The sequence below is a fragment of the Candidatus Thioglobus sp. genome, from assembly GCA_028228555.1.
Lineage (GTDB): Bacteria > Pseudomonadota > Gammaproteobacteria > PS1 > Pseudothioglobaceae > Thioglobus_A.
This window is the reverse complement of the sequence record JAOJBP010000016.1, coordinates 1-12,466: the sequence shown is the minus strand read 5'-3', so window position 1 is coordinate 12,466 and position 12,466 is coordinate 1. Positions and strand designations below refer to the sequence as shown.

The following is a 12,466-nucleotide window of genomic DNA, read 5'->3' as shown; positions in this document are numbered from 1 at the left end:
CATTAACTTCATTTAGCATTGGCCTCATGGCACTCAGTAAATTTTTATATAGGTTTGGCGTGCGCTTTTCTTCGGTTAATAGCCACTGTTTAAAATGGTCGCGCTCAGTTGGCATGGTAAAGCATGCTGGACATGAATCAGCTATTACTGGTAAATTTGCAGTGGCTGCAAAATCTGCTAATTGCCTCTCTCGAACATACGCCATAGGGCGAATAACTCGCAAATCTTTAGCGTCATTAATATAGTGCGCTTTCATAGTTTGAATTTTGCCATTATGGCACATGCTCATCATTAAGCTTTCTGCCAAATCATCCAAATGCTGGCCAAGTGCTAAAACATTGTAACCCTCAAATCTGGCCACTTTATACATCAATCCGCGCTTAATGCGCGCACAAAAAGAGCAATAAGAGTCTCCTTTCATGCTTTCTTTAGCTTGCTCAAGAATGGGAAACTCTTCAAAAAAATATGGTATATCAAATTTTTTAAAGAAACTTGTGAGCGTCTGAGGTTCAAAACCCTCAACTTGAGGATCGATAGTGACAACACCTAAATCAAAATGAATAGGCGCATGACGCTGAAAATGTCTTAGTAAGTGAAACAAGCTCAGTGAATCTTTACCACCAGAAACAGCTAATAAAATTTTATCACCCTCTTTGATCATGTCAAAATCTTTAATGGCACGACCTACTGGCTTTAGCAGTAATTTAGGCAGGACTATTCTTGGTAAAGCCATTGTCTTTGTTGTTTGGTGATTTGCTCATTAGCCTCTGGAATTAAACTAAGCTTACAAAATGATGGAGTAACTTTGCCAATAGCAACAGAAATCTCAAGTAACAAATCGTCGCGCAATAGTCCAACTTTAATCACGTCACCTTCGATGTATTTATTAATCTGCGCAATTAGCTCTTTGTCTTTTAGCCGCTGGTAATTCACACTCACAATTTTATCACCTACATAAAGGCCTGCATGTTGAGCACTAGAGTTAGAAAGCACTTGTGTAATGTGGCTAAAATCACCCTGAGTCCTGATACTTAATCCAAAATCTGCCAAGTCTTCCAAATGCTTTACAAATTCACACTCAACCCCTACATAGGCAAAACTAGCTTGTAATGGTAACTCCTTTACACCATAAAGATAGTCATCAAAAAATTGGGTTAAATCACTATTAGTTATTTGATTCACAATTGCTTGAATAGTGTTATTTTCTAGGCCACACTCTTGATAATGCTCCCAAGCATATTGCAATACATTATCCAAGGACTTTTGATTATCTGTTTGTTTTCTAATCTCTATATCCAAAACGAAAGCAAGTAGTGCGCCTTTGGTGTAATAGCTTACAATGGCGTTAGGCGCATTTTCATCTTGCTGATAAAATTTGGTCCAAGTCGCATAACTTGATTGCGCTAATGACTGAGTAAAACGCCCTGTTGATTTTTGAACGCGAGTAACGGTTTGCGCAAATAACTCCAAATATTGTTCTGGATTTAATAGCTTTGATCTAAGCAAGGATAATTCGTCATAATAAGAGGTAAAGCCTTCAAAAATCCACAACTGTTCAGTATAGTTTTCATGGCTTAAATCAAGCTGATGAAAACTAGCAGGCTTAATAGTTTTAACCCACCAAGAATGGAAATACTCATGAGAACAAAGCGCTAAAAAACGAGCATACTCCTTATTAACATCTCTCATATTAATTCCAGGAAGCTCTTTTCTTGAGCAAATCAAACTACTTGAATTCTTATGCTCCAAGCCACCATAACCCTGGGTTCTCACTAGAGTTAAAAACAAGTAATCATTAAAAGGAATATCATTGTTGAAAAAAGCGATATGATGCTGGCAAATAGTTTTTAGATCTTGCTTTAAACGTGAAATATCGGCATTTTGCATACCAGTCAGAGCCATTTGGTGTTTAACATTATTTACTTCAAAATCAAACAATGTGAAATCAGCCATTTCAACCGGATGATCAATCAAATCTTGGTAATCATTCGCCTCAAAATTTAAAGTAGAAACTTTTTTTAGCCCTGTTGCAATTGACCAATTACCTAGTATATGGCTACTTTCTGCCGGTTTAATACTTAACTCACACTTTTCATTTTCAAAACCCAATGGCAATAAAAACACGCTGGTGCCATTAAAAAATGCCCTCTCGTTAGTAAGATAAGCGCTTCTTACTGACAAATCAAAAGCATACACTTCATAACTTAAAGTAATCTCATCATTACAAGGGCTGGCAATCCAGTGGTTTTTATCCAGTGGCTTAATCTCTAGCGATTGCCCACAACTATGCGCCTGAATGCTAACTATATTTTTAGCAAAATCTCGTATTAAGTAGCTACCAGGAATCCAATTTGGTAGTGAAAAGACTTGACCTAATGGATTAGGGTTTTGAAGTTTAAGCTCAACCTCAAACAAGTGGGCATGTAAATTTTTAGGGGTAATTGTATATTTAATTGCCACTATAACAGCTGATCAACAGCTGCTTGAAATTCAAGTACAGATTTTTGATACTTAAGCGCTGCTAATGCATAACTTAATCGCACCTCTTGAACATTGTTTTGCGCTGAAATAACAAAACTAACTGGAGAATTTCCTAATTCATAGCGACGTTTTTCTTCTTGCGCTCTAGACTTTGCAATTTCAATTCGAGCTTGATATGAGTTTAAAAGTTTGGCCAAATGTGCGACTTTCTTGTCAAGCACACTTGCCTGAATGGTAAGTTTTAACAACAACTCAGCTGTATTTTCTTTGGCTTTAGTGAGCTCTATTTGGGTTTTTCCTAATGCAGACTTTGCTTTCGTGTTACCCAATGGATAGCTTAGACCTAATCCTACATTCCAAATATCATCTATATCTCGCCCAGCACCCAGATTCAAATCTAGCTTAAGTTCGGTATTATTTTTATCACTTTTTAATTGCCTTGCAAGTATCTCCTGCTCAAGCTTGGCCATTCTCATTTCAGTGGCATTTACTTGCAAGTGTTTGCGTAAATTGCCTAAGTTTGATTGATACAACTGATATAAATCAAATTCGCTACTCATAGATTGAGCAGGCATATCAAGAGTAATCGCAAGTTCTTGCTTTAATAAATCTAGATCCTGCTCAGCTTGGAGTTGTTGCTGAAAAGCACGCTGATAGGCATCTTCTTGTAATAAGACATCCACCTTATCAACCACTGATTGAGCAAACTTATCTTTTACAAGCTTTAACTCTAGCTCAGCCAGTTCAAGTCGACTTTTTGTTAGAGAAAACTGTTGCTGAGCATGGCTTAAATCTACGAACTTAAACAATTTCAACAATACAAATTCCTCTTCACTTTGCTCTAATTTAAGCGAGGTTATATCAGTTTTAAGACTTGATAAATCAGTTGATAGTCGATCGTTAATACCGTTTACATTTTTCAGTAAAGGCAATGTGTAATTAACTAAAAATTTATCACTGGTTAATGCAGTTGTTTTACTCGATACATCACTCCAAGACTTACTAATGGAGACGTCTGCACCCGAGTCTACCATTTTATGCGTTGCACTAATATTACCACTAGAGACTTGCTGATTTAGCCTATTTTTAGAGTCTATAGAGCTTCCAAGTACCCAATCTTGGTTAGCAGTGCTAGCCACATAATCAAGTTGTGAAGATTGCTGCTCGAGTGCTTGCTGAGTAAAAAATGGATGCGTGATTTTTAAACGATCAACAAACTCATTTTGAGTCATTGCCACGGCATTTGTGCTTAATAATAAAGCAATACTTAAATTTAGAGTTTTGTTCATTTTGAAATAGATTTTGTAATTTCGTTAATAATAGCGTATAGCTTCTTGCCCGTGGTGTCAATCACTATATCAGCCACTTCTTGGTAAAAAGATTCGCGAGCCTCAAGTATATCTTTAATGGTCTGCTCTCGATTAGTAGAACGCTCCAACAGAGGTCTAGATTTTGATCTAGCAGTGCGAGCCACCAACTGCTCAACACTTGATGACAAATACACCACAAAGCTATTATGTTTTAATAACTCTCGGTTTTCAGGTTTGATAACAATACCACCTCCGGTTGCGATGACAATATTAGATATCTCACACAAATCAGTCAGCATGCTGGTTTCGCGATTGCGAAAACCTTCTTCGCCTTCCACATCAAAAATATGATCAATAGAGACACCAGTTCGCGCAACAATTTCAAAATCTGAATCAAAAAAATCACGCTTAAGTACGCAGGCTAGGCGGCGACCAACCGAGGTTTTGCCAGAACCCATTGGTCCGACTAAAACAATATTGGCCAACTTATCAAGCATTATTAATTAAATCAGCTCGTAACTTGCGCCACAATAAGGACAAGCGCCTTTACCTTTATCATCAAACTGGATAAATACCTTAGGATGCATATTCCATTGTTTCACATCGTCTGGTGGACAATGAAATGGTAAGTCTTTTGCTTCGACATTAGAATGACTTACATATTGCTGTTGAGAATCGCCTACTGTTTCATTCATTTACACTGTCCTTTTGCAATCCAAGATTGATATTGTTTATTACGTCCATAAACACAATCAAAATAAAGGGTTTGTAATACTTCAGTCACAGGTCCACGAGAACCATTGCCAATAGTGCGATTATCTAACTCACGAATTGGTGTAACTTCAGCTGCAGTGCCAGTAAAGAAAGCCTCATCGGCACAATAAACTTCATCACGAGTAATGCGTTTTTCTACAACTTTATAGCCCAAATCAGCGGCCAGTGTGAATATTGCATCACGCGTAATACCTGCTAAAGCAGAGGTTAAATCTGGGGTGTAAATAACACCATCACGCACAATAAAAAAGTTCTCGCCACTGCCTTCTGCTACAAAACCATCTACATCTAATAATAGCGCTTCATCGTAACCATCTGTTAGCGCCTCTTGAAGTGCCAACATTGAATTAATGTAGTTACCATTGGCTTTGGCCTTAGTCATGGCAATATTGACGTGATGACGCGTATAGCTTGAAGTTTTAATACGAATACCATTTTTCATATTGTCTTCGCCCAAGTACGAGCCCCATTCCCACGCAGCAATAATCGTATGAACTTTCAAGCCATCAGCACGAAGCCCCATACCTTCTGAGCCATAAAAACACATTGGGCGAATATAAGCACTATCCAAGTTATTCTTAGCAACCGCCTCTTTTTGAGCTTGGTTAATTTCTTCTTTAGAAAAACCAATGTCCATATTCATAATTTTGGCTGAATTAAACAAACGATCTGTATGCTCTTCAAGTCGAAAAATCGCTGGGCCATTAGCCGTTTCATAGGCACGAACACCTTCAAAAACGCCCATACCATAATGCAATGTGTGCGTTAGCACGTGAACTTTAGCCTCACGCCAATCTACCCACTCGCCATCAAACCAAATTAATCCATCTCTATCCTCAAATCCTGGCATTTTCTTATTCCTTATCTAATTCAAACACGCTGTGCAATGAACGCACCGCCAATTCTAAATATTTCTCATCAATCACCACTGAAATCTTAATTTCACTGGTAGAAATCATTTGGATGTTAATCCCTTCATTGTGCAGCACTTCAAACATTTGTGAAGCAATACCTGCATGTGAGCGCATACCAAGCCCAACCAACGACACTTTAACAACTTTGTCATCACTTTGTACGCCAATAGCGCCCAGCTCTTCACAAACTGTTTCTAGGATGCTTAGTGCTTTATTAAAATCAGTACGATGAACTGTAAAAGCAAAGTTAGTTAGCCCTTCGCGAGCAGATACACTTTGTACAATCATATCCACTTCAATATTTGCACCACTAATCGCTTTTAAAATTTTAAAGGCAATACCTGGCTTGTCTGGCACACCAATTAAGCTTAATTTTGCCTCATCTTTATTATGCGCAATGCCTGAAATAACTGCTTGTTCCACAATGTTTTCCTCACTAGTAATTAATGTACCAACCGGGTTATCAATCAATGATGATAACACCCTCAAAGGTACTTTGTATTTTGAAGCAAATTCAACTGAGCGAATTTGCAAAACTTTAGAACCGAGCGATGCCATCTCTAGCATCTCTTCATAGCTCACTGATTTCATTTTACGAGCATTTGGCTCAATACGAGGATCGGTAGTATACACACCATCCACATCTGTATAAATCTGGCACTCGTCAGCTTTTAATGCAGCGGCTAATGCCACAGCAGTTGTGTCTGATCCACCACGACCAAGTGTTGTAATATGGCCATGCTCATCAATACCTTGAAAGCCCGCAACTACTACAACCTTACCCGCATTTAAACTGGCATGGATACGATGATCATCGATTGATTTAATACGTGCCTTTCCGTGTTCAGAGTCGGTAACAATGCGAACTTGTGAACCTAAATAACTAATCGCATCACAACCTAGCTGCTGAAGCGCCATAGATAGCAAAGAAATAGTAACTTGCTCACCCGTAGTTAGTAGCATATCCATTTCACGTAAAGATGGCACATCTTGGATCTCTTGTGCCAAAGCCGTCATACGATTAGTCTCGCCACTCATCGCGGAAACACTTACCACCAGCTGATCACCACCATCTGCAAAGGCTTTAATCTTTTGTGCAACCGCCTGAATACGCTCAATTGAGCCTACTGAAGTACCACCATATTTTTGTACAATTAACGCCATTCTTGAATATTTATATAAATCATGGCTGGATTATACTTTAGTGCCTTTGTTTTCAGCAATAAAAAAAGGCCTACCAAAGTAAGCCTTTTATTTTAAATTTTAGCGAACTTTATTTCTTAAACACGTAAACCATTAATGGAATGATCGTAAGAGCAATAACCATATCGATAATCAATGCCTCAGAAATAAACACACCTAACGCCCAAGTATTTGCAAGCTGTGTCATTAGTAGTGGAATGAAACTTGCAAGTAATACTAAGATTGATGCAAATACCGCAGAACCTGTAGTTTCTAGAGTGTTTCTTAATGAATCAACCCACTTACTACCCGTAATTTCCATCTCTTCTTTTAAGCGAGATATCATATAAATACCGTAGTCAACACCTAAACCCATTGCAATCGATAACGAAACCAGCGTTGCAAAATGAAGATTACCCGACCAGTTTTCAACACTGGTAAAGTAAGCGCCAAGGCCATATTGGCCAAATAGCGTTACTAACAAGGTTGAAGTTAGAATTGCTGCAACCAATGGCGAGCCAAAGATCAATGCCGCAATAATGAAAATTGCCAATGCTGTAATCAACGGAGATGTTAAATATTCTTGTACGGCAACATCATGTGTGGCTTCTGTTGCACCCAAGAAACCACCCACTGCTACAGTATCAGTACCGCTATCTTCAATAGTAACTATCTTACCACTTTCAGGCATATGCACCACATCGCCAGACTTAAAGCCCCAAGTGACTAAATCAAACCCTGGCTCGTCTTTATTATCAACAAACCACTGCTGAATATCTTTAACTGTTTGATGGGTTTTAACTGGATCCATAGTATTAACAAAGCCCATAATCACACCCTCATTCCAACCTTTAGCCACAAACGAATCCAAATCACCTGCATTGGTATTTGCCTCTAACAAGCCATTAAAACCTGTCACAATTTCATTTGCATCTGGCACCCAAGTCGGATCTTCTTTGTCACCATACACATCCATATTCTTTTCAATGAATGCAGTATTTGGCACATGGAAGTATTTAAGATTTGGCTCTTCACCTTCTGGCGTCATCATTAGCATGTTCACAATTTTCAAAAACTGAATATATGAGCCAGTAAAGCCAATATTTGGATGAGATCTCATCCAATCTTCAGTTTTCTCGATCGCTGCCATTACTTCAGCATGGTTAAACGCACCTTGTGGTGCATCTTCATCTTCATCCCAACACTTAGAGCCTGGCGCTTGTGATCCGTCGTACTCACAAGCTGGCAACATTGGAAAATGCTCAGCCTTACCTCTAATTGGAATATTTACAGAAATCACACCAGGCATTACCTCGCCTAGTCGTCGTAAGTCAATATTTGCATCTGAATCATATTTAAATGCAGCGCGTGAGTAGTTGATGCCTACTTCAACACCTGGCATCAAACTATCAGCTGTTGGCTCCAAGACTTTAGTTTGTACCGTACTCCAAGCCACCAATGCGACAATCAGTCCAATTGGAATAATCTTCATCTTGCCAGTGATCACACTGGTCAATGTATTAGCCATACCTTTTTCAAAGGCAGAAGGCTCTGTCATTGAAGCATCATGCTTTAAATCTTTACCTGGGAACATTGCCATTAAAATAGGAGCAATAGTGGTCGTTGTAATAAGAATCGTCATCATTCCAAACATACCGAAATACGCGTAGGCTTTGTAAAATGAAATATCCACAAATGACAAAGTAAAGAAACCCACCATGTCAGTCACAATCGCCAGCGTTGCTGGAACAATCGTATGTGCAATAGCACGCTCAGCTGCGCTTAGTGGCAATATACCATTGCCGTGCAATTCACTCTGATAACGACGCACAACTTGCACAGCATGTCCTGTACCAATAGCAAGTAGCAACATTGGTGTAAGCACCATCATTGTTGTCAGCTTGTAAGCTGTAAAGCCCATAAGACCTAATGTAATAATAATCGTTGCCACTACACCAATTAGTGGGAATACCGAGCCTCTCCAGCCTTTGTTTAGGTACCAAAGTGCCCCTACAACAATCAAGAAAGAAATTAAGAATAACCACCATTTTTGCACTAAATCATACAACATGAAGGCCAAGAAGTACGGTTCACCGGCAATTCTTACTTCTACCCTGTCACCATGCTCAGCTTTGATTGCATCAACCAAGGCAATGGTTGAAGATACCCAAGGAAAATAATCTGACTTAACCGAATCCGCATAGTCACCTACAATAAAGAAGCCTTTTGCAGAACAGACATTGTCGTCATACCAGCCTTCTTGTGCAAATTCACAACGGTTGCCATTTTTGTCTTGTTTAAGCATTAGCATTGGTGCAAGCACAGGGTTGGTTTCAATACCTTTCTTAAGATGTGCAAGCTGGCTATCAGCGATAGCTTTATCATTTCCATTAATACCTGAAACAGGAATTAGTCTTTCAAACTTCAAACCGCCATCTTCAGACGTACCCATGTACTTAATCTTTTGCGCAGCAATATCCATAAAATTGGATGGACGAGCATGATCAAGTGCCACCATGTCGTTATGGGCTTTTTGCACCATGTTAACAAACCATGGCTGATATACATCTGCACTATCTTCCCATGCGCCGCCAGCTGCTTCACAAATGTTCTGTGTCATCTTCACAGGGGCTGATTCGTGAATTCTTAAACCTGTTTCAGGATCAAAATTAATAATCTCATCAGCATCAGAATACGGATCACTACCACCAACACAATCTTTTAAAACAAATCCCACCACCATAATATTACCAAAGCCAAACTTCTGCTCACCATAAGCATTGGTAGCTACGTAGCGATTGGTTTCAGGCAATAGCGTATCTGGGTCATTACGAATATCCAAATCTTGAATAAAATAGCCCATGAACAAAGTAAAAAACGCCATTAAGGCCAATATTAGCTTACGATTGGCAATTGCGAATGCGGCGTATCTTTTTGCAAAATTATTCATGTTTTATCTCTCCTAGAGTGTGTATCGAGCTATTTGTTTTTTCTTATGAAGCTTTTTTATCTATAGATCTGAACTATGCTCATAATCTATGGATAAAAAAGCCCGCATAAAGCAGGCTTTTTTTAGGTTTTAAATAATCTTAGAAAGAGTATTTAACGCCAACTTGGATATTAGATGATTTTTCTAATTGACCAAACTGAGTATTTTCATTACCCCAGTATTTGTTGTACTCAACTGTTGCTTGAGTATCATCATCAATTGAGAATTCAGCATCTAAACGGTTCCACTTACCACCGTTCTCTTCATACATAGTGATGTTGTTCCATCTATGCTCACCTGAAGCGCCAAATGGCTTAGAGAAGAACAAAGAATAGAACTCTTTATTTTCTTCTGCTTTTTGCAAGTTGTTACTCATATGCATCACAGCTGAGTCAGCGGAGTAAACGCCACAATTTGATGTAGTTGCGGCACATGCTGTACCAGATGCATCGACATTGTTATCTACATAATCCAAGTTTCTGATTTGAATAACTTGAGCACTTACCATCATATTAGTCATTGCCGTAATATCTGCACCTAAAACATATTTAAAGTAATCGCCTTTTACTGCCTGAAGTGCACCTGGAAGATCTCCATACCCTAATTTATTTCTATCCAATATTGGCGTCATAACATCTTTTTGATACAATCCTTCGCCACGAATAACCACAGGACCTAACCCTTTAGTTTCAACAGCCATGTCAAATGAACCACCCAAATTTTGAATTCTATTTAACTTTTCAGTAAACTCAAGGTTGGCAACCCTACTAACAGCAGCATCGGCACCACCAGCACCAACACCAGTTCCAGTAGCAAATTCACCATAATACAAATCAGCTGAATCCTTTAACTCAATAGTATTGTTAGTACCTAGAACTGTAGTCAAAATCTCTCCGCTGGAGTTTTTCCAATTAATATCTATATAGGGATTTGTATCATAGGCATACATATAGTTAGCCGAATAATTCACGCCATTTTCTGTTGAATTGTTATATTTCAAACCTATGTTAGCATCCGAATCTTTTGAGTTATCCACAACATATGAAGAGGTCGCACCAACAAAAGTATCAAAAGTAGCAAAGGTAGCGTTGCTCATATACTCAAACATTGAGTTTGGATTCAAAACAGACCAGTCTGACTCTGAAATACCAGAAGCCGTTCCATCTGTTAATCTAGTAACATTGGAATTAGTGGCTTGTGAAGCATTGTTTAGCCCCGTCCAGCTACCACCACCACCACCAGCAATATAGGCTGCAACAGTTAATCCTGTAGCAGCATTCAATGCGCCGTTAGTATAACCAGGTGAGCCATTAAAGGTGCTTGCAACACTACCCATAGCAGGAACTAGATTTAAAAATCCATCCACCTTGCCAGTTATACTGTCAACACCTTTCATAATAAACGCATGACCTTGATCGCCAGATGCATTTAAGCCTGCAATTTTATTCTTTTTAGCTTCACTTAAAATAAACTGAAAGTTTCCGCCGCTTTCAATATCTGTTTCAGCATTAATCATCCATACTGGAATGCGAGAATCCTCCATTTGATTTTGCGCCATCTCTGAATAATCCGTTGGGTTGATTGCATCAAGTAATTTCATGCCGTCAGCCGTACCCCATACCACTTGTTGCTTACCCGCACGGATTGACCAATCATCAACCGTAGTATCTATATATGCTTCACGTAGTGCATCACGCTGAGTGTATGATTCATTAGAATCATAATCATTTAAAGCCTTACCATCCTTCATAAGGTTTAGCTCTACGTGGTAAGTTGCCCCTTCTACTAACTCATCAATAGAGTCATCAATGTAGATTTTTGCAGTTGTCTCTTGTTTAAAGTTATCCTTGCCATGAGAATCAGCTGTTTGGATTGCGGTAGTTGCCGCACCAATACCAATACCTGATGTGGTAAATTTGGCAGATTCATGTACGATCTTACCCGTTACCTCAGCTTCGGCAAATGCCGTTGAAGCTGAGAATACTGCTACTAAGGCAACTGATAATATTAAGTTTTGTTTTTTCATTTTTTCCTCTTATTTTTAAAAAGTTACTTACTGTATTACAAAAAAAAACGTCATAAGCAAAGCCTATGACGTTTTTAAATTTATTTGATATTTCTAGGCATCTTCTTTAACGTACGGGTTGACCATAAATTTTTTGCTTTATATTTATGATTTACCCTAGTCACGCTTCTTGGAATAAATGCCATGGTTTCATGACCGGTTGCTAGTGTTGTACCGTACCAGTAACCCCAGTAGCTGCCACGTGGATCGCTGATACCTGCAGACACCCAAGATCTATCAATGGTTTTAACTTGCTTGCCGCCTTTGAAGTATTCAGTGCGGTAGTCAGCAAATGTTTTGGCATCGATGTAGCTTACACGGTTGTCGTACCACCAGTTTGCATCATTAGCGGTTGATTTAAGTTTGTAAACCTCTTTACCATCAGTAGAGCAATCTGCCTCAATCTTAGCGTTTTGTGTGTATTTATTACGCTTAACATCTTTCATAATGCCTAAACAGCCAGAAAATGTTGCTTTGCCTAATAGCTCGTGAGATTCATGCTTTGGCTTACGTAGTGTTACATCGCCAAAGGTAAAGTCTGAACCACCCCAAGCATCATCACGCGCAGGCTCGGCGAAACGACGAACTTTGCGAATTGATGGAATGAAGATTTCATATGATTGTGATTTTGCTTGATCAGAAAAATCCGTAATTAGCATTCCTGTGCCTTTAAGCTTACCTGAACGGAAAATTGCTAGATCTTGTGCATTAACTCCGTCGGCTGTGGGGTTGTTGTTGAGCATACGCTCTA

The 12,466-nt window shown here is 39.0% G+C and carries 10 protein-coding genes; all 10 read right to left on the bottom strand.

What is annotated here, in order from left to right:
• A partial coding sequence (locus N9Y32_06550; GenBank protein ID MDB2590669.1) for a tRNA 2-thiocytidine biosynthesis protein TtcA occupies positions 1–733 on the bottom strand: 733 nt, incomplete at its 3' end.
• A complete protein-coding gene (locus N9Y32_06545; protein ID MDB2590668.1) occupies positions 715–2,460 on the bottom strand; it encodes a PDZ domain-containing protein in 1,746 nt (581 codons plus the stop codon). The genes N9Y32_06545 and N9Y32_06550, both read right to left, overlap by 19 nt.
• On the bottom strand, positions 2,460–3,770 hold the full coding sequence (locus N9Y32_06540; protein ID MDB2590667.1) for a TolC family protein: 1,311 nt from the start codon (positions 3,768–3,770) through the stop codon (positions 2,460–2,462). The genes N9Y32_06545 and N9Y32_06540 overlap by 1 nt, the downstream gene beginning before the upstream one ends.
• Entirely contained in the window at positions 3,767–4,288 is a 522-nt protein-coding gene (locus N9Y32_06535; protein MDB2590666.1) for a shikimate kinase, read from the bottom strand. Before N9Y32_06535 ends, N9Y32_06540 begins: the two co-directional genes overlap by 4 nt.
• 6 nt (positions 4,289–4,294) lie before the next feature.
• On the bottom strand, positions 4,295–4,486 hold the full coding sequence (locus N9Y32_06530) for a zinc-finger domain-containing protein (GenBank protein MDB2590665.1): 192 nt from the start codon (positions 4,484–4,486) through the stop codon (positions 4,295–4,297).
• Positions 4,483–5,415, bottom strand: a complete 933-nt coding sequence (locus tag N9Y32_06525) for a branched-chain amino acid transaminase (GenBank protein ID MDB2590664.1) — start codon at positions 5,413–5,415, stop codon at positions 4,483–4,485. Before N9Y32_06525 ends, N9Y32_06530 begins: the two co-directional genes overlap by 4 nt.
• A gap of 4 nt (positions 5,416–5,419) precedes the next feature.
• Entirely contained in the window at positions 5,420–6,643 is a 1,224-nt protein-coding gene (locus N9Y32_06520) for an aspartate kinase (protein MDB2590663.1), read from the bottom strand.
• Positions 6,644–6,752: 109 nt separating this feature from the next.
• On the bottom strand, positions 6,753–9,611 hold the full coding sequence (locus tag N9Y32_06515; GenBank protein ID MDB2590662.1) for an MMPL family transporter: 2,859 nt from the start codon (positions 9,609–9,611) through the stop codon (positions 6,753–6,755).
• A 139-nt stretch (positions 9,612–9,750) separates the two neighbouring features.
• Positions 9,751–11,676: an RNA polymerase-associated protein rapA gene (locus tag N9Y32_06510; protein ID MDB2590661.1), complete on the bottom strand. Its 1,926-nt coding sequence runs from the start codon at positions 11,674–11,676 to the stop codon at positions 9,751–9,753.
• Between the two features lie 80 nt (positions 11,677–11,756).
• Positions 11,757–12,466 (bottom strand): outer membrane lipoprotein-sorting protein (locus tag N9Y32_06505; protein ID MDB2590660.1); only part of this gene is annotated, 710 nt, incomplete at its 5' end.